We start from the raw sequence: 25,788 nt of genomic DNA on the forward strand, positions 1-25,788 counted from the left end.
GCCGTGTACGTCTCGCACCTGACCCTCCACGACTTCCGCTCGTACGCGTCCGCTGACGTCGCGCTCGAGCCCGGCGTCACGGCGTTCATCGGGCGCAACGGGCAGGGGAAGACGAACCTCGTCGAGGCGATCGACTACCTCTCCCGGCTCGCGTCGCACCGGGTCGCGAGCGACACCCCGCTCGTGCGGGCGGGCGCCGACCAGGCCGTGATCCGGGCGGCCGTGGTCAGGGACGGGAGGACCGCGGTCCTCGAGATCGAGCTGAACCCCGGGAAGTCCAACCGGGCGCGGATCAACCGCTCGCCGCTCCCGCGGTCGCGGGAACTGATCGGCCTGGTGCGGACCGTGGTCTTCTCGCCCGAGGACCTCACGCTGGTCAAGGGTGACCCGAGCGACCGGCGCAGGTTCCTCGACGACCTGCTCGTGCTCCGCACCCCGCGGCTCGCAGGCGTCAGGTCCGACTACGACCGGGTCCTGCGGCAGCGCAACTCGCTGCTCAAGACCTCGCGGATGAGCAAGGGCAGCCTCGAGACGCTCGGGGTGTGGGACGCGCACCTCGCCCGCACCGGCGCGGAGCTGCTCGCCGAGCGGCTCGCGCTCGTCGAGGGGCTGCGCCCGTACGTCGGCAAGGCGTACGAGACCGTCGCCCGCGGCGCGACCCGCGACGACGCCGACATCGAGTACAAGCCGTCGTTCGACCTGGCGGGCCGCACGGAGCGTGACGACCTGACCGAGGCGTTGCTCGCCGAGGTCGAGCGCCGGCGCGGCGACGAGCTGGACCGGGGCCTCTCCCTGGTCGGCCCGCACCGCGACGAGCTGCTGCTGCGGCTGGGCGAGCTGCCGGTGAAGGGCTACGCCTCGCACGGGGAGTCGTGGTCGTTCGCGCTCGCGCTCCGGCTGGCGTCCTACGACCTGCTCCGCGCCGACGGCGACGACCCGATCCTGATCCTCGACGACGTGTTCGCCGAGCTGGACACCGAGCGACGCGCCCAGCTCGCCGACCTGGTGGCCGGCGCCGAGCAGGTGCTGGTCACCGCGGCGGTCGCGGCCGACGTGCCGGCGGCGCTGGCCGGCACCCGGTACACCGTCGGGAACGGTGAGGTCGTCCGTGAGCAGTGACGGGCCCGGGCCCGGCGAGCAGGGCCATCGCGACGATGGCCTCGACCTGGCCCGCGCGCTGACCCGGGCCACCGCCAAGACCACGCCGGCCGCGCGCAAGAGGCTGCGCAAGAAGGACTCCCCCGCCCGCGGCCGGGTCTCCGGCGCGCACCCCGACGACCGGGACCCCCAGCTGCTCGACGCGACGCTCAGCCGGCTGGTCGACGACCACGGGTGGGGCCTCGACCTGCGCGTGCACGGCGTGTTCGGCCGCTGGGAGGAGCTGGTCGGGGCCGACGTCGCGCAGCACTGCACGCCCGAGTCGTTCGCCGACGGCCGCCTCGTGGTGCGCACCGACTCCACCGCTTGGGCCACCCAGCTCCGGCTGCTCGCGCCCACCGTCGTCCGGCGCCTGAACGAGGAGCTCGGCCACGGGACCGTCACCGCGATCGACGTCCAGGGCCCGCACCTGCCGACCTGGAAGAAGGGCCCGCGCTCGGTCCGCGACGGCCGCGGCCCCCGGGACACCTACGGCTGAGCCGACGGTGCCCGGCTGGGGTCGCCGCAGACGATCTGGCGGGCGTTCCGGCGTACCGGGCCCTGTCCGCACCCCTGTTCGGCCGTGCGATCGGGCCCCACGAGCCGCTCAGGCCCCTTTTTCATCCGCAGACACCCCCCGTGACGGAGGGGGCACGTGGAATGCGGCCTTCTGACGGGTAACATGGACGATGGCCGCCCAGCCCCAGCGCAGCGGCCATCTCCATGTTCGACCCGTGTTCGGTCCCCTGTTCAGCCCCATGTCCATAACGCCGTCAGAAGAGGTGCGCGTGAGCGACGAGATCACCGACGAGACCCCCGCCGCACCGACTCGCCCCGCCACGGGTGAGGTCGAGTACGACGCCTCCGCGATCCAGGTGCTCGAGGGCCTCGAGGCGGTCCGCAAGCGGCCGGGCATGTACATCGGCTCCACCGGCGAGCGTGGCCTCCACCACCTGATCTGGGAGATCGTCGACAACTCGGTCGACGAGTCCCTCGCGGGCTACTGCGACCGGATCGTGCTGACCCTCCAGGAGGACGGCGGCGTCCGGGTCGAGGACAACGGCCGCGGCATCCCCACCGACACCGCGCCCGGGCAGGAGGTGCCGGCGTTGACCCTCGCGCTGACCGTGCTGCACGCCGGCGGCAAGTTCGGCGGCGGCGGGTACAAGGTCTCGGGTGGTCTGCACGGGGTCGGCGTCTCGGTCGTGAACGCGCTCTCCAGCCGGCTCATCGCCGAGGTCAAGAACCGTGGCCACCTCTGGCGCCAGACCTTCACGGTCGGCGTCCCCGACGGTGAACTCGAGCAGGTCCGGCCGCTGGAGCCGGGCGAGGGCACCGGCACCACCATCACCTACTACGCCTCGCCCGACATCTTCGAGACGACGTCGTACAGCCTGGAGACGATCAGCTCGCGGATCCGCGAGATGGCCTTCCTCAACAAGGGCCTGACGATCGTCGTCCGCGACGAGCGCCCGGCCGCGTCCGAGATCGTCGACGCGGTGGAGGACGACACCGTCGCCGCCGACGTCGACTCCTCGCGCGACGACGCGATCAAGCGCGGCGACACCGGCGGCATCGAGCAGACCTTCTGCTACCAGCGTGGCCTGGTCGACTACGTCGAGTACCTGAACCGGCGCAAGCAGGTCGCGAACCCGACCGTCATCTCGTTCGAGGCCGAGACCCCGGACGGCACCGCGAACCACATGAGCCTCGAGGTCGCGATGCAGTGGAACACGACCTTCTCGGAGTCGGTCCACACCTTCGCCAACACCATCAACACCCACGAGGGCGGCACCCACGAGGAGGGCTTCCGTGCGGCGCTCACCTCGCTGGTCAACAACTGGGGCTTCGAGTGGGGCCTGATGAAGAAGCCCGAGGACCGGGTGTCCGGTGACGACATCCGCGAGGGCCTGACCGCGATCATCTCGATCAAGATGGGCGAGCCGCAGTTCGAGGGCCAGACGAAGACGAAGCTCGGGAACACCGAGGCGAAGGGCTTCGTCCAGCGGATCATGAACGACCAGCTCGGGGCGTGGCTGGAGCAGAACCCCGCCGAGGGCCGCGACATCATCCGCAAGTCGCAGGCCGCGGCCCAGGCGCGGATCGCCGCGCGCAAGGCGCGCGACCTGGCCCGCTCCCGCAAGGGGCTGCTCGGCAGCGGCAGCCTGCCGGGCAAGCTCTCGGACTGCCAGTCGACGAATCCCGCCGAGTGCGAGGTGTTCATCGTCGAGGGTGACTCCGCGGGCGGCTCCGCCCGCCAGGGCCGTGATCCCCGGATCCAGGCGATCCTCCCGATCCGCGGCAAGATCCTGAACGTCGAGAAGGCGCGCATCGACAAGGTCCTGGGCAATCAGGAGGTCCAGTCGATCATCTCGGCGCTCGGCACCGGCATCCAGGAAGAGTTCAACATCGAGAAGCTGCGCTACCACAAGGTGGTGCTGATGGCCGACGCCGATGTCGACGGCCACCACATCAACACGCTGCTGCTGACGCTGCTGTTCCGGTTCATGCGCCCGCTGATCGAGGGCGGCTTCGTCTACATGGCCCAGCCGCCGCTGTACCGGCTGCGCTGGAACAAGCCGCACGAGCACGAGTTCGTCTACTCCGACTCCGAGCGCGACGCGCTGCTGCGGGCCGGCCAGGAGGCCGGCAAGAAGCTGCCGAAGGAGAACCCGGTCCAGCGGTACAAGGGGCTGGGCGAGATGAACGCCAAGGAGCTGTGGGAGACGACGATGGACCCCGAGCAGCGGCTGATGCTCCAGGTCACGCTCGACGACGCCGCGCACGCGGACGAGATCTTCTCGATCCTGATGGGCGAGGACGTCGAGCAGCGTCGTTCCTTCATCCAGCGCAACGCCAAGGACGTCCGATTCCTGGATATCTAGGACTCTAGCCAGATCCCTAGATTCCGGTAGAAACGACCAGAGAGAGCAAGAACCTTGACTGAGACCCCCACCGACGGCGGCACCACTCCCCCGTCTGACGGCGGCGGCCCGGGCGGCCGGATCGAGCCCGTCGAGCTGCAGACCTCGATGCAGCGCGCCTACATCGACTACGCGATGGCGGTCATCGTGGGCCGCGCGCTGCCCGACGTCCGGGACGGCCTCAAGCCGGTGCACCGCCGGGTGCTCTACGCGATGTACGACGGCGGCTACCGGCCCGACCGGGGCTTCTCGAAGTGCTCGCGCGTCGTCGGTGACGTGATGGGTCAGTACCACCCGCACGGCGACACCGCGATCTACGACACCCTGGTCCGGCTCGCGCAGCCGTGGGTGATGCGCGCACCGCTGGTCAACGGCCAGGGCAACTTCGGCTCGCCGGGCAACGACTCCGCGGCCGCGATGCGGTACACCGAGTGCCGGATGGCGCCGCTGGCCATGGAGATGGTCCGCGACATCGACGAGGAGACCGTCGACTTCCAGCCCAACTACGACGGCCGCTCCGAGGAGCCCGTCGTACTCCCCGCCCGGTTCCCCAACCTGCTGGTCAACGGCTCGGCCGGCATCGCGGTCGGCATGGCCACCAGCATCCCGCCGCACAACCTCGGCGAGGTCGCGGACGGCGCCCGCTGGGCGCTGGAGCACCCCGACGCCACCCGTGAGGAGCTGCAGGAGGCGCTGCTCGAGCGGATCAAGGGCCCCGACTTCCCGAACGGCGCGCTCATCGTCGGCCACCAGGGCATCGAGCAGGCCTACCGGACCGGCCGCGGCTCGATCACGCAGCGCGCGGTGATCGAGGTGGACGAGGACGCCCGGGGCCGCACCTGCCTGGTCGTCACCGAGCTGCCGTACATGGTCAACCCGGACAACCTGGCGCTGAAGATCGCCGAGCTCGCCGACTCCGGCAAGGTGCAGGGCATCTCCGACGTCCGCGACGACACCTCCGACCGGACCGGCCAGCGGCTCGTGGTCGTGCTCAAGCGCGACGCCGTCGCCCGCGTGGTCCTGAACAACCTGCTCAAGCACACCGAGCTGCAGACGAACTTCAGCGCCAACATGCTCGCGCTCGTCGACGGCGTGCCGCGGACGCTGTCGATCGACCAGTTCATCAGCAACTGGGTCACCCACCAGATCGACGTGATCCGCCGCCGTACCGAGTTCCGGCTGCGCAAGGCCGAGGCCGACGCCCACATCTGGCGCGGCCTGGTCAAGGCGCTCGACATGCTCGACGAGGTCATCTCCCTGATCCGCAGCTCCCCGGAGGTCGACGACGCCCGGCAGGGGCTGATCGAGCTGCTCGACATCGACGAGCTCCAGGCCAACGCGATCCTCGACATGCAGCTGCGCCGGCTCGCGGCCCTCGAGCGGCAGAAGATCGTCGACCGGCTCGCCGAGCTCGAGGTCATCATCGCCGACCTCCAGGACATCCTGGCCAACGTCGCCCGCCAGCGGCAGATCGTCTCCGACGAGCTCACCGAGATCGTCGAGAAGTACGGCAACGAGCGGCGCACCCAGATCATCGCGGCCGACGGGGACCTCTCCATGGAGGACCTGATCCCGGACGAGGACCTGGTCGTCTCCATCACCCGCGGCGGGTACGCCAAGCGCACCCGCGCGGACCAGTACCGCACCCAGAAGCGCGGCGGCAAGGGCGTCCGTGGCGCGACGCTGCGCGGCGACGACGTCGTCGAGCACTTCATCGCGACCACCAACCACCACTGGCTGCTGTTCTTCACGACGGCCGGCCGGGTCTACCGCACCAAGGCGTACAACCTCCCGGAGGCGTCGCGCGACGCCAAGGGCGGGCACGTCGCCGGCCTGCTGTCGTTCCAGCCGGACGAGAACATCGCCCAGGTGCTGGCGATCCGCGACTACGACCAGGCGCCGTACCTCGTCCTGGCCACCCGCAACGGGCTGGTGAAGAAGACCCGGCTGGGGGACTACAACAGCCCGCGGCAGGCCGGTGTCATCGCGATCAACTTCCGCGAGGACGACGACGAGCTGATCGGCGCCGAGCTCGTGAACGCCGAGGACGACATCCTGCTGGTGTCCCGCAAGGGCTCGGCGATCCGCTTCAAGGCCGAGGACAGCCAGCTGCGTCCGATGGGGCGCGCGACGTCCGGCGTCACCGGCATGAAGTTCCGCACCGCCGAGGACTCGGTCCTGTCGATGTCGGTGATCCGGGCCGAGCAGGTCGCGGCCGAGGAGGCCGCGGAGGCGAAGGCCGAGGCGGCCGGTGAGTCCACCGAGGCCGGCGACCTGCCGGGCGTGAAGGAGCAGTACGTCTTCACGATCACCGACGGTGGCTACGCCAAGCGGACCCGGATCTCGGAGTACCGCACCACGAACCGCGGTGGCCTCGGGATCAAGGCGATGACCCTCACGAACGAGGAGCGCGGCCAGCTGGTCGGCGGCTTCATCGTGGAGGAGGGCGACGAGATCCTCTCGATCACCCAGAACGGCCAGGTCGTGCGCAGCCCGATCAACGCCGACTTCCGCCCGACGGGACGGTCCACGCAGGGCGTGAAGTTCGTGACGCCGAAGTCCGGCGACTCGGTCGCGGTCGTGGCCCGTTCCGTCGAGGCCCGCGAGGACGACGAGCTGGCCGACGAGCCGGAGGACGAGCTGGCCGACGAGCTGGTCGACGAGGCAACCGGTGACGCGGTGGAATCGTCGGATGAGGGTACGGATGCAACAATCGACGTGACCGAGCCCGACGGTGCCGACCCCGACGGCGAGAGTGAGGCCTGATGACCGACCGCCAGGAGACCGCCGTGCGCGCCCCCCTCGGCGAACGGATCTCGGCCAAGCTGTCGAACGCCGCCGACGAGCACCGCGCCAACGCCCAGCCGGAGTCGACCAGGGCCGCGAAGAAGGCCGCGCCGGGCCGGCGCCCGCCGCGGCGTGCGCGGCTGCGGCTGACCCGGATCGACCCGTGGTCGGTGATGAAGACGTCGTTCCTGCTGGCGATCGCGTTCGCCGTGGTCACCGTGGTGTCGGTGTTCATCATCTGGTCGGTCCTCGCGGCCGCCGGCGTCTGGGACTCGATCAACCAGACCGTGCAGGACGTGGTCGGTGGCCAGGACGCCGCCGGCTGGGACGTCGAGAAGTACGTCGGCATGTCCCGGGTCATGGGCTTCACCATCCTGGTGAGCGTCGTCGACGTCATCCTGATCACCGCGATCGCCACCCTCGGCGCGTTCCTCTACAACATGGCCGCCGCGCTGCTCGGCGGCGTCGAGCTGACGCTCGCCGAGGACGAGCACTGAGGCGGCGGGTTTCTCCGGCTGACCGGAGAAACCCGCGCGACACGCCGGTCCGCATCGGCGTGTCGAGCGGGTTTCCCCCGACAACCCTCCCGTTTTGTCCCCGTCCTGCGCGGTCGGGTAGTGTTCCCCCTCGGTTCGAGGGCCTATAGCTCAGACGGTTAGAGCGCTTCCCTGATAAGGAAGAGGTCACAGGTTCAAGTCCTGTTAGGCCCACCATCCCGGCCCAGTTCGGCAGTCATCCCGCCCGCCACGAGGGAGCCACCATGAAGAAGATCCTGTTCCTCCTGCTCCTCGTCGGCGGCGCCGTCGTCGTCAAGCGGAAGCTGGACGAAGGCAAGAAGGAGCAGGCGCTCTGGGCCGAGGCGACCGACCCGGTCGAGCGCTCCTGACGCTCGTCCCTGGGGCCTGGCCCCGCACGGGGCCTTGGCGCAATTGGTAGCGCACCTGCTTTGCAAGCAGGGGGTTAGGGGTTCGAGTCCCCTAGGCTCCACCACTCCCGTGGCCGGCTGATCTCCCGTCGAGCGACGCCAATTGGCTGCTCAGCGGCCCGATTCACGACCAGTTCGCGTCACTCGACGGCAAAGACCGCGAGCTCCGACGCGTCGTGGGCGCAGAAGACCGTGACCTCGTCGGAGTGCGACCGCTGGAGCTCGCGGAGGCGCTCCTGGTTCGCGACCCGGCGTTTGTTGTCGACGCCCATCAGGACCTGGAAGGCCCGCAGCGAGTACGGCGCGGCCGGCTCGGACTGCTTCTCGGAGGCGTGGAAGTACGAGTCGCCGGCGTGCAGCAGCCATCCACCGTCGGGCCGGCGTACGGCGACGCCGCAGTGCCCGCGGGTGTGGCCCTGGAGCGGGATGAGGAGCACGTCGTCGGCGAGCGCGGTGACGGAGCCGAAGCCGAACCACTCGTCACCCGGGACGTCGTGGGTGACCCAGCGCGGCCCGTGCGCCCGCTGCACGTCGAGGTAGCGGCCCTTCTCGCGCAGGGTCGGATGCAGCGCGGCGTCCAGCTCGTCGGCGAACACGTGCACCCGCGCCGCCGGGAAGTCGGCGAGCCCGCCGACGTGGTCGAGGTCGAGGTGGGTCAGGGCGATGTCGGTGACGTCGGCGGGGTCGTGGCCCAGCGCCCGGACCTGGGCCACAGCCGTCTCGGCGGGGTCGAGCACCGGGCGGACCAGGGCGCGGAACGGTCGGCCGAGCCGCTTCGGGTCGGCACAGTCGGCGGCGCCGAAGCCGGTGTCGACGAGCAGCAGGCCCTCGGGCCGCTCCACCAGCAGGCAGTGCGCGACCATGCGTGTCGCAGCGAGCGGGTTCATGCTCGCGCAGTTGAGGTGCCGGATCGTCATGGCTGCATCCTGCCCGCCTCGGACCCGGGACGCTGACGGTCACGAGGAAGGAGCGCCCTCCCGGGCGTGCAGGTCGCGCACCGTGGGGGAGGTCGTCACCGACGCCGGGTCGGGGTAGGTGCCGAACAGGCGGTCCGCCGTACCGGCCGTGGTGACGGTGAACCAGTAGTGCTCGTTCTTGTAGTGGTGCAGCCGGTGGTTGCGCCACACCGACCGGAACCAGCGGGACCGCGGCCGGTAGTCGCCGTGCACCAGGTAGTGGGTCCACTCGTAGCCGAGCTTGATGCCGTAGACCGCGACCAGCAGGGTGAGCATGCTGGTCCTGGTGGGCATGGCCAGCCAGGCGACGACGACGTACGCCGGGAGCAGCCAGGCCAGGACGGGCCACGGGATGAACACCAGCGGGAGGTCGCGCGGGTCGGCGTGGTGGGCGCGGTGCTTGCGCGCGAGGAGCGAGTCGACCTGGACCGGCCCGAGCCGGCGGGGGCGCCAGTGCAGGATGCAGACGTGGATGACCCACTCGATCGCCGGGAACAGCGCGACGAGCCCGGCCGGGACGAGCACCTCCCACCAGGAGCCGGCGCCCGCGAGGACGCGGCCGACGACCGCGGCGAGGAGGAAGGTCCCGATCAGCCAGGGGCTCGGCGCCCGCCAGAACGAGCCCCACGCCGTACCCAGCGAGACGTTGGTACGCCGGGAGCCGGTGATGCGCTGCTCGTCGGCCGCCAGCCGCTCGGCCGCGAGCATCTCGATCTCGGCCGGCGACACCGGGTCGTGTCTCTCGGTCATGACTCCTCCAGCGCGGAGAGGGCGGACAGGATGCTGGTGGTGGCCGGCCGGAGCACCCGGTCGGCCGCGACCCGCGCGGTGTCGGGGTCGCCGGCGCCGATCGCAGCCGTCAGGACCCGGTAGGCGCCGACCTGGCCGACCTCCTCGGCCATCACCGGGGCCAGCGCCTCGAGGGCGGGCTCGTAGGCCGCCCGCAGGCTGTTGAACATCAGGCGGAACACGAGCGAGTCGGCGGCGTCGACCACGTGGTCCCAGAAGGCCAGCGCCCGGAGCTGCCGCTCGATGTCGTCGTCGGTCGCGGCCAGCGCGTCGAGGGTCTCGGTGAGGGTGGCCTCGAGCGCCGGTCCGCCGCGCCCGGCGGCCAGCGCCGCGACCCCGGGCCCGACGACGAGCCGCGCCTCGAGCACGCTGCGGACCACCGCGGTGTCCAGGTCGCCGCCCCGCACGAGCAGCCGGGGCAGCAGGTCGAGTCCGGCGTACCGCCGGAAGTCGCGGACCGTGGTCGCGCCGCCGTGCCGGACGTCGAGCAGCCGGGTCTGAGCCAGCCGCTGCAGCGCCTCGCGGACCGCTGGCCGGGAGACGCCGAGCACCTCCGCAAGGCGGCGCTCGCTGGGCAGCGGATCACCGGCGGCGATCCCGCCGTCGACGACCTCGGAGAGGACCTGGTCGAAGACCTCGTCGGGCACGGAGCGGCGGGTCACCGGCTGGAGTGGCATGTCCCGGACGGTAGGCAGGGTCGATGAGGTGGTCAAGTGGTCTGACCAGATGGTGGAGCCCGTAGGCTGGCGGCGTGTCCAGCAAGCTCGCCCCGCGGTACTGGGGCGCGCACCTGCTGGCCCTCGTCCTGGTCGCCGCCGCGGTGGCGCTCGGCCTGTGGCAGTACGGCGCGTGGCAGGCGCACCGCGACGCGCAGGCCGCGGACCTGACCAGCGCCGAGCCACTCCCGCTCGACCGGGTGCTCGGCCCGGACGACCCGTTCCCGGGGGACCGGGTCGGCCAGCCGGTGACGGTCTCCGGGACCTGGGTCCCCGACGGCACCGTCTACGTCTCCGGGCGCGAGCGCGACGGCGTCGAGGGGTACTGGGTCGTCACCCCGCTCGCCGTCGGCGGACCGGACGCGCCGGCGCTCCCGGTCGTGCGCGGCTGGGTCGCGCACCCTGACGACGCCCCGGCGCCGCCGACCGGCACGACCGCGCTCCGCGCGTGGCTCCAGCCGCCCGAGGGCACCGGCCAGGCCGACGACGACCCGAGCGACGACGTGCTGCCCCAGCTCCGGATCGCCGACATCATCCAGCACGTCGACCAGGACCTCTACGGCGCGTATGGCGTGGCCGAGGAGCCGGAGCGCGGCCTCGACGCGGCCAGCCTGGAGCAGCTGCCCGACGTGGGCGCACTGACCAGCATCCGCAACCTGCTCTACGCGATCGAGTGGTGGTTCTTCGGCGCGTTCGCGGTGTTCATCTGGTGGCGCTGGGTGACCGAGACCCCCGAGAAGGAGCGCGAGGAGGACTCCGGGGACGTCCCCGTAGGCTGAGTCCGTGAAGCTGTTCCAGACCTACCGCGTGCTCGCGTTCATCGTCGGCGTTCTGCTCGCGTTCTGCTCGTTCGTGGCGCTGCCGCTGCGCTACCTGCCCACCCAGGGCTCGAACCTGCAGCAGCTCGGCGAGACCCTGAGCCTGCTGTGGATCGCGCACGGCTGGGTGTTCATGGCGTACGTCGTGGTCACGTTCCTGCTCTCCCGCAAGCTGCGGTGGTCGATCGTCTTCACCCTGCTCAACCTCGCCGCCGGCCTGATCCCGCTGCTGATCTTCTGGATGGAGCACCAGGTCAACCTCAAGGTGCGTGCCGAGCACCCGGAGCTCGTGACACCCTCGGCTGTGTGACCACGGCGTTCGTCCTCGGCGGCGGTGGCGTCCTCGGCGCCGTCGAGGTCGGCATGCTCCGCGCCCTGCTCGAGCGCGGGGTCACCCCCGACGTGGTACTCGGCACCAGCGTCGGTGCGCTCAACGGCGCGATGGTCGCCCGCGAGCCCCGGATCTCGGTGATCGACAAGCTGACCGCGCTCTGGCAGGGCGTCGGCCAGGCACAGGGCCCGCAGGTGTACGGCGACTCCGCGCTGCGCACCGTCCGGCGGGCGATGGCCACCGGCACCCACCTCTGGTCCTCCAAGCCGCTGCGCCAGGCGCTCGACGACGAGTTCGGCGGGATCACGTTCGAGGAGCTGCCGGTGCGGTTCCAGGTCTGCGCGGCCAGCATCGAGCGGGCGGCGGAGCACTGGTTCGACAGCGGGCCGGTGGTGCCGGCGGTCGTCGCGAGCGCCGCCGTACCCGGACTGCTGCCGCCCGCGCGGGTCGACGGCGAGCACTACCTCGACGGCGGCATCGTGAACTCCATCCCGCTCGGCCGCGCGGTCCAGCTCGGTGCGACGCGGGTGTTCGTGCTCCAGGTCGGCCGCATCGACCGTCCGCTGACCGTGCCACGCCGGCCGTGGGAGGTGGCGCGGGTGTCGTTCGAGATCGCCCGCCGGCACCGCTTCAACCGCGAGCTCGAGGAGCTGCCCGCGAGCGTGGAGGCGCACGTGCTGCCGGCCCGCGGGACCTCGGGCAAGGACGACAGCCTCATGGGGAGCAGGGACTTCTCCGGCGTCCAGCAGCGGATCGACGAGACGTACGCCGCCTCCGTCGCGTACCTGGACCAGCACACATGAGGTGGGCCCTGCGACGGCTGGTGATCGCGCCGCTGGTCGTCGGGCTCACCGTGCTGCTGTGGGTGACGCTGCCGTTGTGGGCGATCGGCGCGGCAGCGCTCTCGCCCGTCCTGCCCGGGCGGCTGCGCCCGCTGCGCATCATGTGGGTCGCGATCGTCTACCTCACCTGTGAGGCGCTGCTGCTGCCGGTGATGCTCGGGCTGTGGATCGCGTCGGGTTTCGGCTGGCGGCTGCGCACGCCGTACTTCGAGGGCATCCACTACGACCTGGTGCAGGGCACGATGTGGGTGTTCTTCCGCGAGGCCCGGCGGGTGCTCCGGCTGAGCATCGAGACCGAGGGCCCGACGCCCGCGGCGTACCCCGGGCGCCCGATCCTGGTCTGCTGCCGGCACGCCGGGCCCGGTGACTCGTTCGTGCTGATCCACACGCTGATGGCGTGGTACGACCGCGAGCCCCGCGTCGTCCTCAAGGACACCCTCGCCTGGGACCCGGCCATCGACGTCCTGCTGAACCGGATCCCCGCCCGCTTCATCACCCCCGACCCGGGTCACGGCGACCGGCTCGAGGACCAGATCGCCTCGCTGGCCACCGGTCTGGACGGGAACGACGCGTTCGTGATCTTCCCCGAGGGCGGCAACTTCACCCCGCGCCGCCGCCAGAAGGCGATCGACCGGCTCCGCCGTCTGGGCCTCGAGCGGATGGCCCAGCGGGCCGAGCGGATGGTCCACGTGCTCCCACCGCGGCCCGGCGGCCTCCTCGCGGCGCTGGACGCCGCGCCGGAGGCGGACGTCGTGCTCGTCGCGCACACCGGCCTCGACCACCTCGTCACGGTCGGCGACATCTGGCGCGAGCTGCCGATGGACAAGCGCGTCGTGATGCGCTGGTGGCAGGTGCCGCGGGCCGAGATCCCGGCCGGCCGCGACGCGCGGATCGAGTGGCTGTTCGGGTGGTGGGAGCGGATCGACGACTGGATCGCCGAGAACCGCCCCTAGCCCTCGCTCGCGCTACTTCTGGTCGTCGACGTCCACGACGTCGGCCGGGTCGTCCGGCGTGGTCACCGGGTGCGGCGCCTCGGCCGAGTCGGCGATCGCCTCGTCGGGCGACGCACCGCCGGTGTCCTTCTCCGGCGCCGGGCGCGGCGCGGGCGTCGGCGTGTACGACGACTGCCAGTTGTCGCTCTGGCCCCTGCCCTGCAGCTTCTTGACGAGGAACGCAGCGGCGGCGGCGATGCCGGTGAAGATGAGCAGCTTCTTCAGCTTGCCGCCCTTCTTCTCCTTGGTCGTGGCAACGGCGTCGACCTTCTCGGCGGCGGCCTGGGCGCCGGCGGCCGCCTTCTCGGCGGCGATGCTCGCGCCGGCGGCGATCTTCTCCGCGGCGATCGCCGCTCCTGACGCCACGACCGGTGCGGCCTTCGCGCGGGCGTCCGCGATCACGGGCGCGGCCTTGGCCTTGGCGTCGGCGAGCGCCGGGCCGGCCTTGGCCTTCGCGTCGGCGAGCGCCGGGCCCGCCTTCTCCTTGGCGGTGGCGACAGCGGACTCCAGCTGCGGCTTCACCTGCTCGGCGTACTGGGAGACGGTGTCGGTCGCCTGGTCGAGGAGGGACTTGTTCTTGCGCGAACCCATCGTCGGCACTTCCTCTCGTCGTGTCTTGTCATTCGATCATGACACCCGGGAGCCAACCGCCGTCCGGCCACCACGTGGTCCGCTTGGCCGGCCGTGCGAGGATCAGGGACGCACATTGCCCGAGGTACGCCCAGGGTGTACCCACCAGATGCGAGAGGCACTCATGGCTGACCAGGCCGTTCTCAAGACCAACCGGGGCGACATCACGCTGAACCTGTTCCCCGACCACGCCCCCGAGACCGTCGCGAACTTCACCGGTCTCGCCGAGGGCACCAAGCCGTACGACGCCGGCAACGGCAGCACCGGACCGTTCTACGACGGCCTCACCTTCCACCGGGTGATCTCGGGCTTCATGATCCAGGGCGGCTGCCCGCTGGGCACCGGCACCGGCGGCCCCGGCTACACGTTCAAGGACGAGCCCCACCCGGAGCTGACCTTCGACAAGCCGTACCTGCTGGCCATGGCGAACGCCGGCCCGGGCACCAACGGCTCGCAGTTCTTCGTCACCGTGGGCGCCACCCCGTGGCTGAACTTCAAGCACACCATCTTCGGAGAGGTCGCCGACCAGGCCTCGCGCGACGTCGTGGACGCGATCGCGACGACCCCGACCGGTCCGGGCGACCGGCCGGCCGAGCCGGTCGTCATCGAGTCCGTCCAGATCGTCCGCGGCTGACCTTGGCCCAGCCGCCGACCCCCGAGACCGGGGTGCCGACCTGCTACCGGCACCCCGGCCGGGAGTCACACATCCGCTGCCAGCGCTGCAACCGGTCGATCTGCCCGGACTGCATGCGGGACGCCTCGGTCGGCTTCCAGTGCCCCGAGTGCGTCGCCGAGGGCAAGCGCGCGACCCGGGCCGGCCGCACCGCCTTCGGCGGGCTGCGGCCCACGAACGCCGCCATCACGTCGTTCGTCCTGATCGGCATCAACGCCGCCGTCTGGCTGGCGATCGTCGCGACCGGCGGCAGCGCGAGCCGGCTGCTGCGCCTGTTCGAGCTGCGCGCCAGGGGCTACTGCGACCTCGGGAACGGGCTGATGAGCGTCCGTGCCGACGAGGCCACCTGCACGGCCCACGGTGCCACCTGGGCCCCGGGGGTGTCGGACGGCGCCTACTGGCAGCTGCTCACCAGCACGTTCACCCACGTCGCCCTGCTGCACATCGCGTTCAACATGTTCGCCCTCTACATCCTCGGCCCCCAGCTCGAGATGGTGATCGGCCGCGCGCGGTTCCTCGCGCTGTACCTGCTCTCCGGACTGGCGGGGTCCGCGCTGGTCTACTGGGCGGCTCCGGAGTACCAGGCGACGGTCGGGGCCTCTGGCGCGATCTTCGGCCTGATGGGCGCGCTGCTCGTCGTCGCGCTGAAGCTGCGTGCGAACGTGCAGGGCATCCTCGTCTGGATCGGCATCAACTTCTTCCTGACGATCAGCGTCAGCGGCATCTCCTGGCAGGGCCACCTCGGCGGCTTCGCCGGGGGCATCGTGATCGCCGGGATCCTGGTCTACGCCCCCCGCGGACCCCGCCGTACCGCGTTCCAGGTGTCCGGCCTGGTCGCCGTCGGCGCGCTGACCGTGCTGGCGATCGTGCTGCGCACCGCCGCGCTCAGCTGAGGGCCGGGATGGATCCCCGGTGAGCCGGGGATCCCGTCGGTTATGGGGCATTGCAACGCCCGCCAAGCGTACGAAGTGCCTGGGCAGTACGCCGGGCAGCGAGACCGCCGGAAGTGCACACGTGCTGAGGGCGGGGATGGATCCCCGGTGAGCCGGGGATCCCGTCGGTTATGGGGCATTGCAACGCCCGCCAAGCGCACGAAGTGCCCGGGCAGTACGCCGGGCAGCGAGACCACCGGAAGTGCACAGCTGTGGAATGTCCTGTGGAGAACTACACGCATGTAGTTCTGCACAGGGATATCCCCAGCTGTGCAGAACGCCGGCCACCCGAGGGGTGACCGGCGTTCGACGAGGCGGAAGGGCGGGGCTCACTCCCACCGGGTGGCAAAGGTGAAGCCGACGGCCATGAAGCCGATGCCGACGACCAGGTTCTTCTGCCCGAGGTCGTTGAAGACCGGGATGTCGGAGATGTTGTTGCTGAACACGTAGTACGTGCAGATCCACAGCAGCCCGACGAGGAAGCACCCGAGCATCCCGACCACGACGCCGCGGCCGCGGCCGAGCGGGGTCGAGGGGTGCGCGGTGAGCGCGAGCCCGACGAGCAGCAGGCCGAAGCCGATCAGGTAGTTCCAGTTGCCGAGGTCGGCCATGAACGTCGGGCTGCCCGGGTCGGGCGCCGGGAACGCGGTCGGGTCGACGCGCACCGCGATGTAGTAGTAGGCGATCCAGGCGACGCCCAGCACCATCAGCACGATGGCGACCACGAAGCGCGGCGTGAGGATCGGGCCCCGGGCGGGGGCGAGGGGGTCGAGCTTGGCCTTGGCCACGGGTGCTCCTGGATCATGGTGGGTCGAGGACTCCGGGTTACCTTAGTCGTCGTGACCGGAGGATCCCACGTGCAGCCCCCGGAGTCGGCGGACTCCGGGCATCGGCGCCGTCGCTTCATCCCCGCACAGCCGCGCCGTCCGCGGGGCGTCTGGCGGATCGGTACGCCGGTGGTCGTGCTGCTGTGCGGCGGCCTCTTCGTCGTGAGCGCCGCGAACAGCGACGGCACCGACCTGCGCCCGGGGCGCTACACCGACCTCGCGTCGCTGGTGAAGGACGAGTCCGACCAGTACGACGGGCTCAAGCGGCAGGTCTCCGACCTCGACGCGCAGGTGCAGTCGCTGAGCGCCGGCATGAGCGACCGCGAGGTCAACCGGCTCCACCGGCGGGTCACCGAGCTCAAGGACCCCGCCGGCCTCGAGCCGCGCAGCGGCCCGGGCCTCACGGTCACCCTCTCGGACGCGCCCGAGGACGTCATCAACTCGACCACCGGCAACGTCAACCTCCTGCTGGTGCACCAGCAGGACATCCAGGCCGTGGTGAACGCGCTCTGGAAGGGTGGTGCCACCGCCGTCACGGTCGAGGGCCAGCGGATCGTGTCGACCACCGGCATCAAGTGCGAGGGCAACGCCGTCCAGCTGCAAGGCGTGCCGTACCCGCAGCCCTACGAGATCCAGGCGGTCGGCGACCAGGGGTCGCTGCTGATGGCGATCGAGGACGACCCCTACCTGCAGGCCTACCGCGAGCAGGCCGCCGACCCCGCGATCTCGGTCGGCTGGGACCTCCAGCTCGAGCCGACCGTCAGCGCGCCGGCGTACGACGGGCTGCTGGACCTCAGTTTCGCCGTACCGCTCGATGGTGGGACGGCGGGCTGACCCGGTGCCCGTCACCCGGCAGCAGCACGCTGGGGCTCTCGGTCGGTGACGACGGGGTCTCGCTCGGGGACGGCGACTCCGACGGCTCGAAGCTCGACACCACGATCGTCACCGTCGTCCCCTGGTCGGCGGTCTGGCCGCCCCGAGGCGACTGGCTGAGCACCGTGCCGGCCGGTTCGGTCGTGTTCGGGTTCTCGATGACCTCGACCTGGAAGCCGGCGTTGCGGATCTTGTTCTTCGCCTCCGGCTGCATCAGCCCGACGACGTCCGGGATCTGCTCCGGACCGTCGGAGTAGAAGACCGTGACCGTCGTGCCGTTCGCCACCGTCTCGCCCTGCGAGGGCTCGGTGCGGATCACGATGCCGGCGTCCTCGTCGGAGTCCTCCTCCTGGAGGCGGACGACCAGGCCCGCCTGCTCGAGGTGCGCCTTCGCCTCCTCCTTGGTCATGTCCACCACGAACGGCACCTGCACCTCGGGCTTCCCGAGCGAGACCACCAGGTCGACGGCGGTGTCCGGATCGACGTACTCGTCGGCGTCCGGGTCCTGGCTGATCACCTTGCCGGCCGGGACGGTGTCGCTGTTCTCGCGGTCGATGTTGCCGACCGCGAGCCCGGCGTCGCCGATCAGGGAGCGCGCCTGGTTCTCCGACTTGCCCGTCACGTTGGGCGTCGGCACCTGCTCCGGCGCCGACTCGAAGAGCCGGGGCATCAGGTATGCCGCGCCCGCGATCAGCACGATGAGCAGCAGCCCGAGGGCGATCAGCAGTCCCGTGCGCCCGCGGTTGTCGTCGTCCTCGTCGATCGCGGCGGCGGGGACGACGGCGGTCGCCGCGGTCGGGTAGGACGGCGTGGTCGGCGGCACCGGCGGCGGGATCGGTGCCTGCACGGGCCGCCCGGCGAGGTAGCGCTCGATGTCGCTGCGCATGGCGGCGGCCGACTGGTAGCGGTCCTCGACCCGCTTCGCGAGGGCCTTCATCACGACCGCGTCGATCTCGGGCGGGAGGTCGGTGTCGTGGTCCGACGGGGGCACGGCGGGCTCGCGGACGTGCTGGTAGGCGACCGCGACCGGGCTGTCGCCGACGAACGGCGGCCGCCCGGTGAGGAGCTCGTAGAGCAGGCAGCCGGCGGAGTAGACGTCGGAGCGCGAGTCGACGGTCTCGCCCCGGGCCTGCTCGGGGGAGAGGTACTGCGCGGTGCCGACCACGGCTGCGGTCTGCGTCATCGTCGACGAGGCGTCGCTGATCGCGCGGGCGATGCCGAAGTCCATCACCTTCACGTCGCCGGTCGGCGTGAGCATCACGTTGCCGGGCTTGATGTCGCGGTGGATGATCCCGGCGCGGTGGCTGTAGTCCAGCGCGGACAGCACGCCGCTGGTGATCTCGAGGGCACGCTCGGGCAGGATCTTGCGGCCCTCGCGGAGGATGTCGCGCAGGGTGCGACCCGCGACGTACTCCATCACGATGTAGGGCTGGGAGATGCCGGACCCGTCGGCCGCCGGCTCCTCGCCGGTGTCGTAGACCGCGACGATCGCGGGGTGGTTCAACGAGGCCGCGGACTGCGCCTCGCGGCGGAACCGCGCCTGGAACGTCGCGTCGCTGGCCAGGTCGGTGCGCAGCCGCTTGACCGCCACGACCCGACCGAGCCGGGTGTCGGTGCCCTTGCGCACCTCGGCCATGCCGCCGCGTCCCAGGAGCTCTCCGAGCTCGTAGCGCCCACCGATCAGGTGCGGCTCTTGGTTGCTCATCGAGGGGTGTCCTTTGCCTGACTGCTCGAGGTGGCGGAGGGTTCGACGGCCCCCGGTGACGCACTGGACGTCGTCGCGGTGTCCGACGGGGTCGAGGTGTCGCTCGGCGTGGGCGTAGGCGTGGGCGTGGGCGTGTCCGACTCGGTCGGCGTGGGCGTCGGCGTGTCCGATGGGGTCGGGGTGGGTGTGGGGGTGGAGGTCGGCGTCGGCGACGTGGTCGTCGGCTCCGAGGTGGGCGTCGTGTCGGACTTCGGGTGCGACGCGGTCGGGGAGTGCGTGGGCTCGTCGGTGGGCGCCTCGTCGTCCATCGCCTGGGCGATGAGCACGACCGCCAGGATGACGACCACCACCAGGGCGAGGACGGCGAGCACCGGCCAGAGCGCGGTCCGGTGCCGCACCCGCTCGTCGTCCTCGGGCAGGTGCCCCGCGGTCGGGCCGGGGACGACCGGTGCCATCACCATCGTCTCGCTCGCGGGTGGCGGGGCGGCCGCCTGGGTGACCGCGGTGTGCGGGTCCCGGAGAGCGGCGGCGAAGGCCGCCCCGTCGGCGAACCGGTCCTGGGGCAGCTTCGCCATCGACCGGCGTACGACGGCGGCCAGGTCGCCCGGCACCGTCTCGGGCAGCTCCGGCACCGGCTCCCGCAGGTGCGCGAGGGCGGTCGCCACGGCGGTGTCGGCCTGGAACGGCCGGTGGCCCGCGAGGCACTCGAACGCGACGACGCCGAGGGAGTACACGTCGGACGCCGGCGTCGCGGTCTGGCCCTGGGCCTGCTCGGGCGAGAGGTACTGCGGGGTCCCCATCACCTCGCCGGTCTGCGTCAGGCCCAGCCCCTCGGCCGCGCGCGCGATGCCGAAGTCGGTGACCTTGACCCGGCGGTCCGGGGTGACGAGGAGGTTCGCGGGCTTCACGTCGCGGTGCACGATCCCGGCGGCGTGCGCCGCGCCCAGCCCGTCGGCGGCCTGGGTGAGCAGCTCGCGGACGGCGTCCGGGTCCATCGGGGTGTCGGGGCGCAGCACCGCGGAGAGCGGCTGCCCGTCGACCAGCTCCATCACCAGGAACGGCCGGCCGCCGCCCGATCCGTAGTCGTAGACCGTGGCGATGTTCGGGTGGTGCAACGAGCCGGCGTGCTGGGCCTCGACCTCGAAGCGGGCCCGGAACGACGGGTCGTCGGCGTACTCGTTCTTGAGGACCTTGACCGCCACCTCGCGGCCCAGGTTGGTGTCCGTCGCGCGCCACACCTCGCCCATGCCGCCGGTCGCGATCCGGGCGTCGAGGCGGTACCGCCGGGCGTCGTCGGCGTACGTCGGAGGTGCGCCGGGTGTCTCCGTCACTTGATCACCGCCTCCATCACGGCCTTCGCGATCGGGCCGCCGAGCAGGCCGCCCGCGATCTCGTCGCGGGGGATGTCGGCGTTCTGGATCATCACGGCCACCGCGACCTGGGGGTTCTCGGCGGGTGCGAAGGAGATGAACCACGCGTACGGCGACTTGTCGGTCTGCCCGGTCTGGGCGGTCCCGGTCTTGCCGGCGACGTCGATGCCGGGGATCGCGGCCGGCGACGCGGTGCCGTTCTGGACCGTCGAGACCATCAGCTTGGTGACCTCGCTGGCCGTCGTCGACGACACCGCCTTCGAGAGCTCCTGCGGGTCGGTCTTGTCGAGCACGTCGAGGTCGGCGGAGAGCTCCTCGTCGACGAGGTAGGGCCGCATCACGGTGCCGCCGTTCGCGAGCCCGGCGGCGACCATCGCCATCTGCAGGGGCGTGGCCGAGACGTCGAACTGGCCGAAGCCGGTCTGTCCCAGCTGGGCCTCGTCGATGTCGGTCGGGAACACCGACTCGGCCTGCGGCGTCAGGTCGTCGAAGTAGTGGCTGTTGAAGCCGAAGCCCTCCGCGGTCTTGGCCATGTCGTCGGCGCCGACCTGCCCGGCGATCTGGGCGAACGAGGTGTTGCAGGACTGCTCCATCGCCTGCGTGAACGGGATCTTCGAGCCGTTCGCGCCGCAGGAGCGGCCCTCGTTGTCGATCAGGCCGGTGGGCCCGTGCGTCAGCGGGAGCTGGTAGGTCACGCCGCCGGGCACCGAGTCCTCGGCGGTGTACAGACCCTTGTCGATGGCCGCCGCCGCGGTGACGACCTTGAACGTCGAGCCCGGGGGGAGCCGGGTCTGGATGGCCCGGTTCAGCAGCGGCTGGGTCGGGTCGGCGTTCAGCGTCTTGAACTGCTGGGTGACCTGCGTGAGGTCGTGCGAGGCGAGCTTGTTGGGGTCGTAGGTCGGCAGCGAGACCATCGCCAGCACCTTGCCGGTGTTCGGCTCGAGGGCGACCACGGCGCCCTGGACGTTCGGGCCGAGCCCCTTGAGCCCGTTGTACGCCGCGTCCTGCGCCTTCGGGTCGACCGTGAGCAGCACGTTGCCGCCCTTCGGCGGGTTGTTGCTGAGCAGGTCCACCAGCTTGGTGACGAACAGCCGCGAGTCGTCGCCGGAGAGCACGTCGTTCTGGGTGCGCTCGATGCCGGTGGAGCTGTAGTAGGAGAACCAGCCGGTGATCGGGGCGTACTCCAGCGGCTTCGGGTAGGACCGCTGGAACTTGTACTCGTCGTCGGACGGCTTGCTCTGCGCGACCGCGCTCCGGCCGACCTGGATCGCCCCGCGCTCGCGGGAGTACGACGCCACCAGCACCCGCCGGTTGCGCGGGTCGTCGTTGAGCTTGCCCGCCTTCCAGTACTGGAGGTAGGTCGCGTTGACCATCAGCGCCAGGAACAGCAGGAGGCAGAAGATCGAGATGGTGCGGATCGGCTTGTTCATCGCGGCATCACGTCGCTCATCACAGCTTCACCACCTGAGTGGCGTCTGAGTCGATGGCGGTGGTGTCGTCGGAGAGCTGCGGGACCGGGCGCCGCGCCTGGTCGGAGATGCGCAGCAGCAGCGCGATGATCACCCAGTTCGCGATGAGCGACGAGCCGCCGTACGACAGGAACGGCGTGGTGAGGCCGGTGAGCGGGATCAGTCCGGTGACGCCGCCGACGACCACGAACACCTGGAGCGCGAACGCCGTGCCGAGGCCGGTCGCCAGCAGCTTCCCGAAGCCGTCGCGGCAGATCAGCGCCGTGCGCAGCGCCCGTTCGACGATCAGGCCGTACAGCATGATGACCGCGATGACGGCGGTCAGCCCGAGCTCCTCGCCGATCGCGGCGAGGATGAAGTCGGAGTTCGCGTACGGCACGCGGAACGGGTCGCCGTCGCCGAAGCCGCGGCCGATCAGGCCGCCCCACCCCATGCCGAACAGCGCCTCGACCGGCTGGTAGCTCTGGCCGCCCTGCTCGGCGGAGTAGTAGTCGAAGGGGTGCAGCCAGATGTCGAAGCGGATCCGCACGTGCGGGATCAGGGCGTACGCCGCGGCCGCGCCGGCCACGAACAGGACGCCGCCGACCACGAGCCACCCCGGCCGCTCGGTCGCGACGTACAGCATCACCAGGAAGAGGCCGAAGAACAGCAGGCTGGAGCCGAGGTCCTGCTGGAAGACCAGGATGCCGAGGCTGACCAGCCACATGGCGAGGATCGGGCCGAGGTCGCGGCCGCGGGGCAGGTCCACGAACAGCACCCGGCGGCCGGCCAGCGCGAGCGCGTCGCGGTGCAGCACGAGGTAGCCGGCGAACGCGATCACCAGCAGCACCTTGGCGATCTCGCCGGGCTGGAGGCTGAACGGCCCGAGGTGGACCCAGATGCGCGCGCCGTTGATGGTCCGCCCGATGCCGGGGAGCATCGGCAGCAGCAGCAGCACGATCGCGGCCAGCCCGCTGGTGTAGGTGAAGCGCTGGAGCACCCGGTGGTCGCGCAGCATCACCAGCGTGAACGCGAACAGCAGTACGCCGACGGTCATCCAGATCAGCTGCTGCTGGGCGAACGCGTGCGGGCGGTCGGCCGCCTCCGCCGCGAGGTCGAGGCGGTGGATCACCGCGAGGCCGAGGCCGTTCAGCGCGCCGACGACCGGCAGCAGCACCGGGTCGGCGTACGGCGCGACGACCCGGATCACCAGGTGCGACCCGATCAGCAGGGCGGCCAGCCACCCGCCGTACCCGAACAGGTTGGCGGGGACCTCCTGGTTCACGCCGAGGCCGACCGCGACGTACGCGCCGATGCCGACGAGCAGCGAGAGCACCAGCAGGAACAGCTCGGCGCCGCGGCGGCGCCGGTGCACGAAGCCCATCAGCGTGCTCTGCTGCGCCATCACGAGGCCGTCCCCGGGTCGGGCTCCTGGTGGGAGGCGAGGTCCTGGACCTTGGCGCGGGCGTCGTCGAGGTTGTCGTAGGCGATGCCCTCGCCGACGCGGTCGGACTCGATCTGGCTGAGCTTCTCGACCTGGACGTCGGTGGTCTCGTAGGGCTCGGAGAGCGCCAGCCCGGCCAGCTCGGTGTTGATGCCGCGGAAGATGACGACCACGCCGTCCTGCTCGCCGACGTAGAACTGGTCCTGGCTCCAGGAGTACGCCCAGGCCAGGGCCACCCAGACGACCCCCACGACGAGCACGAGGGCGAGCAGCCGCTTCAGCCAGACGAACCGCCGCGGGGGCCGCGGCGCGTACCGCGCGGCCTCGGGGTCGATCGGGTCGGCGGTGATCGCGTAGCCGGGCAGGTCGTCGGGGATGTCGGCCTGCACCGGCTCGAGCTCGCCGGTGTCGCCGGAGCGGTGGCCGCGGAACAGGCCGCCCATGCCGGCGCGCCCGCGGGTGCTGACCGGCCGGCGCTCGGCGGCGGCCCCGACGACGAGCGGCTCGTCCAGCGGGCTGCCGTCGTCGGCGACCACGTCGGCGACCAGGCAGGTGACGTTGTCGCTGCTGCCGGCCTCGAGGCTCGCGCGGACCAGCTCGGTGGCGGCGTACTCGGCGCTGCCGCCGGAGAGGATGTCGGCCAGCCGGCCGTCCGTGAGCACGCCGCTGGCACCGTCGCTGCAGAGCAGCAGCCGGTCCCCGGGGGTGAGCTCGAGGACGAAGAGGTCGGGCTCCGCCTCGTGCACGCCGTCGAGCGCCTTGAGGATCAGGTTGCGGTGCGGGTGGACCCGTGCCTCCTCCTCGGTGATCCGGCCCTCGTCGATCAGCGTCTGGACGAACGTGTGGTCGGACGTGATCTGGCTGATCTCGCCGTCGCGGAAGAGGTACCCGCGGCTGTCGCCGACGTGCCCGATGCCGGCCCGCGCGCCGTCGAAGAGGGCGACGGTCGCCGTGGTGCTGGTGCCGTTCAGGGCCGGGTCCTCGTCGACGAGCTCGCCGATCCGGTCGTGTGCCCGGTGCAGTGCCCCCGCGACCCGGGCGAGCAGGTCGTGGTCGGGGTCGTCGGTGGGCGGTACGTCGAGCTTGCGCAGCTGGGAGATCGCGGTCGCCGAGGCGACGTCACCGCGCGCCGCGCCGCCGACGCCGTCGCAGACGGCGACCAGCCACGGGCCGGCGTACCCGGAGTCCTGGTTGTCCTTGCGGACCCGGCCGACGTCGGAGACGGCGGCGAACCGCAGCCGCAGGCTCGATCCGGCCTCGGCTCCGGGTGCGGGAGTCCCCTCGGGGGTCGCGGTCATCCCGGCTTACTTCCTGAGCTCCAGGACCGTCTTCCCGATGCGGACCTGGGTGCCGAGGCTGATCGTGGTCGGCTGGGTGATGCGCACGGTCCCGACGTAAGTGCCGTTGGTCGAGCCGAGGTCCTCGACGAACCACTGGTCGCCGGAGGCCGCGATCCGCGCGTGCCGGGTGGAGACGTAGTCGTCGTCGAGCCGGATCGCGGCGTCGGAGCCACGGCCGATGAGGACGGGGGCCCGGTCGAGCTCGGCGCGCTCGCCGACGTTCGACCCGGCGGTGACGATCACGTGGGTCGGCGCGCCCTTGCGCTTGCTGGGCTGCTTGGCGGGCTTGGGCGCCTTGCCGGTGCGGGCCCCGCCGCCGCGGGCCGCCTCCGGGACGCGCGCGCCGAACATGTCGGAGCGGATCACCGAGATCGCCGAGAGCACGAAGATCCAGAGGATCGCCAGGTAGGCGATCCGGATGAGGAACAGCGTCAGCTCGGACAAGCTCAGCCCTCCTCGAGGACCCGGACGGTCATCGTGGTGTTGCCGATCTTCACCTGGGACCCGTCGCGGAGGCCCGTGGAGGAGATCCGGTGGCCGTCGACGAGCATGCCGTTGGTCGAGCCCAGGTCCACGACCTTGATCCGCAGGTCGTTGCCGCCACCCTCGACCACGAACTCCACGTGCCGGCGGCTGACGCCGGGATCGTTGATCCGGACGTCGGCCTCGGTGCCGCGCCCGATGACGAGGCCCGGCGGCTGCAGGGGGTGCCGCGTGCCGTTGACCTCGAGCACGGCCCGCGCGCGGCCCACCTGGGTCTGGGTGGCCTGGCTGGTGACCTTGGCCTGGGCGCGGCTGCGGATCCGGAACCGGCCGGTCGTCAGGTCCTCGGCCGGCTCGAACGCGATCGAGATCGGTCCGGGGAACGCGTAGCCCTGCTGGTCGGCGTGCGCCCGGAGCTGCTGCGACATCTCGTCGGCCAGCGCGGCGTTGTACGCCGAGAGCCGGTCCAGGTCGGTCGCCGCGAGCTCGACGTGGAAGTCGTTGGGCACCAGGCGGCGGTCGCGGGAGAGGATCTGGGCGTTGTTGTCGCACTCGCGCTGGAGCGCGGCCGAGATCTCCACGGGCTGGACCGCGGAGCGGAAGGCCTTGGCGAAGGCGCCCGAGATCATCTGCTCGAGCCTGTGCTCGAGGCGTTGGAGTCCGCCCACTACCGCTCCTTCCGCAGTCCCGGTGGTCGTGCCCGCTGGCGGGCCGGTCAAACCGGACGAGGAGGTCCCCCGACTCTCGACCTCGTCACGGCAAGCAGAGCAGCCCGGCACCGCCGGGTTGCGTCGATCGTAACGGGGACAGGGCTGGCGCCCCGGTTTGGGCCAGACCGACGCGCTG

At 71.4% G+C, this 25,788-nt stretch carries 25 protein-coding genes and 2 tRNA genes; 15 read left to right on the top strand and 12 right to left on the bottom strand.

Annotated elements, in window-relative coordinates:
* Window positions 1-3 precede the first annotated feature (3 nt).
* The 8 genes from recF to N538_RS0114560 all read left to right on the top strand — a co-directional run bounded on the left by recF (window position 4) and on the right by N538_RS0114560 (window position 7,838).
* Entirely contained in the window at window positions 4-1,119 is a 1,116-nt protein-coding gene (gene recF, locus N538_RS0114525; protein ID WP_028637888.1) for a DNA replication/repair protein RecF, read from the top strand.
* Window positions 1,109-1,636 carry a DUF721 domain-containing protein gene (locus N538_RS25565; RefSeq protein ID WP_231496228.1) on the top strand — a complete coding sequence of 176 codons (528 nt, stop codon included), beginning with the start codon at window positions 1,109-1,111 and terminating at the stop codon, window positions 1,634-1,636. The genes recF and N538_RS25565 overlap by 11 nt, the downstream gene beginning before the upstream one ends.
* A 259-nt stretch (window positions 1,637-1,895) precedes the next feature.
* On the top strand, window positions 1,896-4,022 hold the full coding sequence (gyrB, locus tag N538_RS0114535; protein ID WP_028637889.1) for a DNA topoisomerase (ATP-hydrolyzing) subunit B: 2,127 nt from the start codon (window positions 1,896-1,898) through the stop codon (window positions 4,020-4,022).
* A gap of 147 nt (window positions 4,023-4,169) precedes the next feature.
* Complete coding sequence (gene gyrA / locus N538_RS25570) at window positions 4,170-6,827, top strand: DNA gyrase subunit A (RefSeq protein WP_231496261.1); 2,658 nt, start codon at window positions 4,170-4,172, stop codon at window positions 6,825-6,827.
* On the top strand, window positions 6,827-7,345 hold the full coding sequence (locus N538_RS0114545) for a DUF3566 domain-containing protein (protein WP_028637890.1): 519 nt from the start codon (window positions 6,827-6,829) through the stop codon (window positions 7,343-7,345). Before gyrA ends, N538_RS0114545 begins: the two co-directional genes overlap by 1 nt.
* A 139-nt stretch (window positions 7,346-7,484) precedes the next feature.
* A tRNA-Ile gene (locus N538_RS0114550) sits at window positions 7,485-7,561 on the top strand.
* Between the two features lie 47 nt (window positions 7,562-7,608).
* A complete protein-coding gene (locus N538_RS29345) occupies window positions 7,609-7,734 on the top strand; it encodes a DLW-39 family protein (RefSeq protein ID WP_231496229.1) in 126 nt (41 codons plus the stop codon).
* A gap of 28 nt (window positions 7,735-7,762) precedes the next feature.
* Window positions 7,763-7,838, top strand: a tRNA-Ala gene (locus tag N538_RS0114560).
* 75 nt (window positions 7,839-7,913) lie between these two features.
* Here N538_RS0114560 and N538_RS0114565 read toward each other — a convergent pair.
* From N538_RS0114565 to N538_RS0114575, 3 genes are read right to left on the bottom strand one after another with little or no spacing between them, the layout of a single operon-like run.
* Window positions 7,914-8,690: an MBL fold metallo-hydrolase gene (locus N538_RS0114565; RefSeq protein ID WP_028637891.1), complete on the bottom strand. Its 777-nt coding sequence runs from the start codon at window positions 8,688-8,690 to the stop codon at window positions 7,914-7,916.
* Between the two features lie 39 nt (window positions 8,691-8,729).
* Window positions 8,730-9,479, bottom strand: a complete 750-nt coding sequence (locus tag N538_RS0114570) for a sterol desaturase family protein (RefSeq protein ID WP_028637892.1) — start codon at window positions 9,477-9,479, stop codon at window positions 8,730-8,732.
* The gene (locus N538_RS0114575; protein ID WP_028637893.1) at window positions 9,476-10,195 is read right to left on the bottom strand and encodes a FadR/GntR family transcriptional regulator; all 720 of its coding nucleotides are present in this window, start codon (window positions 10,193-10,195) and stop codon (window positions 9,476-9,478) included. Before N538_RS0114575 ends, N538_RS0114570 begins: the two co-directional genes overlap by 4 nt.
* Window positions 10,196-10,269: 74 nt before the next feature.
* Here N538_RS0114575 and N538_RS0114580 point away from each other — a divergent pair, with 74 nt between their 5' ends.
* Genes N538_RS0114580 through N538_RS0114595 form a run of 4 tightly spaced genes read left to right on the top strand, consistent with a single transcriptional unit; the run spans window position 10,270 to window position 13,178 of the window.
* A complete protein-coding gene (locus N538_RS0114580; protein ID WP_028637894.1) occupies window positions 10,270-11,013 on the top strand; it encodes an SURF1 family protein in 744 nt (247 codons plus the stop codon).
* A 4-nt stretch (window positions 11,014-11,017) separates the two neighbouring features.
* Window positions 11,018-11,362, top strand: coding sequence for a DUF3817 domain-containing protein (locus tag N538_RS0114585; protein WP_028637895.1), 345 nt, complete (start codon window positions 11,018-11,020; stop codon window positions 11,360-11,362).
* The gene (locus N538_RS0114590) at window positions 11,359-12,186 is read left to right on the top strand and encodes a patatin-like phospholipase family protein (protein ID WP_028637896.1); all 828 of its coding nucleotides are present in this window, start codon (window positions 11,359-11,361) and stop codon (window positions 12,184-12,186) included. The genes N538_RS0114585 and N538_RS0114590 overlap by 4 nt, the downstream gene beginning before the upstream one ends.
* Window positions 12,183-13,178, top strand: a complete 996-nt coding sequence (locus N538_RS0114595; protein ID WP_028637897.1) for a 1-acyl-sn-glycerol-3-phosphate acyltransferase — start codon at window positions 12,183-12,185, stop codon at window positions 13,176-13,178. The genes N538_RS0114590 and N538_RS0114595 overlap by 4 nt, the downstream gene beginning before the upstream one ends.
* Before the next feature lie 12 nt (window positions 13,179-13,190).
* Here the strand turns inward: N538_RS0114595 and N538_RS0114600 are convergent, their stop codons facing one another.
* Window positions 13,191-13,808: a hypothetical protein gene (locus tag N538_RS0114600; protein WP_028637898.1), complete on the bottom strand. Its 618-nt coding sequence runs from the start codon at window positions 13,806-13,808 to the stop codon at window positions 13,191-13,193.
* 163 nt (window positions 13,809-13,971) lie between these two features.
* Between N538_RS0114600 and N538_RS0114605 the strand changes: the two genes are divergently transcribed.
* Both N538_RS0114605 and N538_RS0114610 read left to right on the top strand, forming a co-directional pair.
* The gene (locus N538_RS0114605; protein WP_028637899.1) at window positions 13,972-14,481 is read left to right on the top strand and encodes a peptidylprolyl isomerase; all 510 of its coding nucleotides are present in this window, start codon (window positions 13,972-13,974) and stop codon (window positions 14,479-14,481) included.
* 2 nt (window positions 14,482-14,483) lie between these two features.
* The gene (locus tag N538_RS0114610) at window positions 14,484-15,413 is read left to right on the top strand and encodes a rhomboid family intramembrane serine protease (RefSeq protein ID WP_028637900.1); all 930 of its coding nucleotides are present in this window, start codon (window positions 14,484-14,486) and stop codon (window positions 15,411-15,413) included.
* Window positions 15,414-15,781: 368 nt separating this feature from the next.
* Here N538_RS0114610 and N538_RS0114615 read toward each other — a convergent pair whose 3' ends face one another.
* Complete coding sequence (locus N538_RS0114615) at window positions 15,782-16,240, bottom strand: cell division protein CrgA (protein ID WP_028637901.1); 459 nt, start codon at window positions 16,238-16,240, stop codon at window positions 15,782-15,784.
* A gap of 51 nt (window positions 16,241-16,291) precedes the next feature.
* Between N538_RS0114615 and N538_RS25575 the strand changes: the two genes are divergently transcribed.
* The gene (locus N538_RS25575; protein ID WP_051549307.1) at window positions 16,292-17,113 is read left to right on the top strand and encodes a DUF881 domain-containing protein; all 822 of its coding nucleotides are present in this window, start codon (window positions 16,292-16,294) and stop codon (window positions 17,111-17,113) included.
* Here N538_RS25575 and pknB read toward each other — a convergent pair.
* From pknB to N538_RS0114655, 7 genes are read right to left on the bottom strand one after another with little or no spacing between them, the layout of a single operon-like run.
* Entirely contained in the window at window positions 17,073-18,857 is a 1,785-nt protein-coding gene (gene pknB / locus N538_RS0114625; RefSeq protein ID WP_028637902.1) for a Stk1 family PASTA domain-containing Ser/Thr kinase, read from the bottom strand. The genes N538_RS25575 and pknB overlap by 41 nt on opposite strands.
* The gene (locus tag N538_RS25580) at window positions 18,854-20,188 is read right to left on the bottom strand and encodes a serine/threonine-protein kinase (RefSeq protein ID WP_051549308.1); all 1,335 of its coding nucleotides are present in this window, start codon (window positions 20,186-20,188) and stop codon (window positions 18,854-18,856) included. The genes pknB and N538_RS25580 overlap by 4 nt, the downstream gene beginning before the upstream one ends.
* Entirely contained in the window at window positions 20,185-21,657 is a 1,473-nt protein-coding gene (locus N538_RS0114635; protein ID WP_028637903.1) for a peptidoglycan D,D-transpeptidase FtsI family protein, read from the bottom strand. The genes N538_RS25580 and N538_RS0114635 overlap by 4 nt, the downstream gene beginning before the upstream one ends.
* 19 nt (window positions 21,658-21,676) lie before the next feature.
* Window positions 21,677-23,080, bottom strand: coding sequence for an FtsW/RodA/SpoVE family cell cycle protein (locus N538_RS0114640; RefSeq protein WP_028637904.1), 1,404 nt, complete (start codon window positions 23,078-23,080; stop codon window positions 21,677-21,679).
* The gene (locus N538_RS0114645) at window positions 23,080-24,417 is read right to left on the bottom strand and encodes a PP2C family protein-serine/threonine phosphatase (RefSeq protein WP_051549309.1); all 1,338 of its coding nucleotides are present in this window, start codon (window positions 24,415-24,417) and stop codon (window positions 23,080-23,082) included. Before N538_RS0114645 ends, N538_RS0114640 begins: the two co-directional genes overlap by 1 nt.
* 6 nt (window positions 24,418-24,423) lie before the next feature.
* Complete coding sequence (locus tag N538_RS0114650; RefSeq protein ID WP_028637906.1) at window positions 24,424-24,903, bottom strand: FHA domain-containing protein FhaB/FipA; 480 nt, start codon at window positions 24,901-24,903, stop codon at window positions 24,424-24,426.
* A 2-nt stretch (window positions 24,904-24,905) separates the two neighbouring features.
* Window positions 24,906-25,610, bottom strand: a complete 705-nt coding sequence (locus N538_RS0114655) for an FhaA domain-containing protein (RefSeq protein WP_028637907.1) — start codon at window positions 25,608-25,610, stop codon at window positions 24,906-24,908.
* Window positions 25,611-25,788: the final 178 nt, after the last annotated feature.

This window comes from Nocardioides sp. URHA0032 (genome assembly GCF_000620645.1).
Taxonomy (GTDB): Bacteria; Actinomycetota; Actinomycetes; order Propionibacteriales; family Nocardioidaceae; genus Nocardioides.

Coding starts and splice junctions, on each gene's coding strand:
- gyrB (WP_028637889.1), top strand. CDS start 1,896: ATGTCCATAACGCCGTCAGAAGAGGTGCGCGTGAGCGACGAGATCACC.
- gyrA (WP_231496261.1), top strand. CDS start 4,170: ATGCAGCGCGCCTACATCGACTACGCGATGGCGGTCATCGTGGGCCGC.
- N538_RS0114545 (WP_028637890.1), top strand. CDS start 6,827: ATGACCGACCGCCAGGAGACCGCCGTGCGCGCCCCCCTCGGCGAACGG.
- N538_RS29345 (WP_231496229.1), top strand. CDS start 7,609: ATGAAGAAGATCCTGTTCCTCCTGCTCCTCGTCGGCGGCGCCGTCGTC.
- N538_RS0114565 (WP_028637891.1), bottom strand. CDS start 8,690: ATGACGATCCGGCACCTCAACTGCGCGAGCATGAACCCGCTCGCTGCG.
- N538_RS0114570 (WP_028637892.1), bottom strand. CDS start 9,479: ATGACCGAGAGACACGACCCGGTGTCGCCGGCCGAGATCGAGATGCTC.
- N538_RS0114575 (WP_028637893.1), bottom strand. CDS start 10,195: ATGCCACTCCAGCCGGTGACCCGCCGCTCCGTGCCCGACGAGGTCTTC.
- N538_RS0114595 (WP_028637897.1), top strand. CDS start 12,183: ATGAGGTGGGCCCTGCGACGGCTGGTGATCGCGCCGCTGGTCGTCGGG.
- N538_RS0114600 (WP_028637898.1), bottom strand. CDS start 13,808: ATGGGTTCGCGCAAGAACAAGTCCCTCCTCGACCAGGCGACCGACACC.
- N538_RS0114605 (WP_028637899.1), top strand. CDS start 13,972: ATGGCTGACCAGGCCGTTCTCAAGACCAACCGGGGCGACATCACGCTG.
- pknB (WP_028637902.1), bottom strand. CDS start 18,857: ATGAGCAACCAAGAGCCGCACCTGATCGGTGGGCGCTACGAGCTCGGA.
- N538_RS0114635 (WP_028637903.1), bottom strand. CDS start 21,657: ATGAACAAGCCGATCCGCACCATCTCGATCTTCTGCCTCCTGCTGTTC.
- N538_RS0114640 (WP_028637904.1), bottom strand. CDS start 23,080: ATGGCGCAGCAGAGCACGCTGATGGGCTTCGTGCACCGGCGCCGCCGC.
- N538_RS0114645 (WP_051549309.1), bottom strand. CDS start 24,417: ATGACCGCGACCCCCGAGGGGACTCCCGCACCCGGAGCCGAGGCCGGA.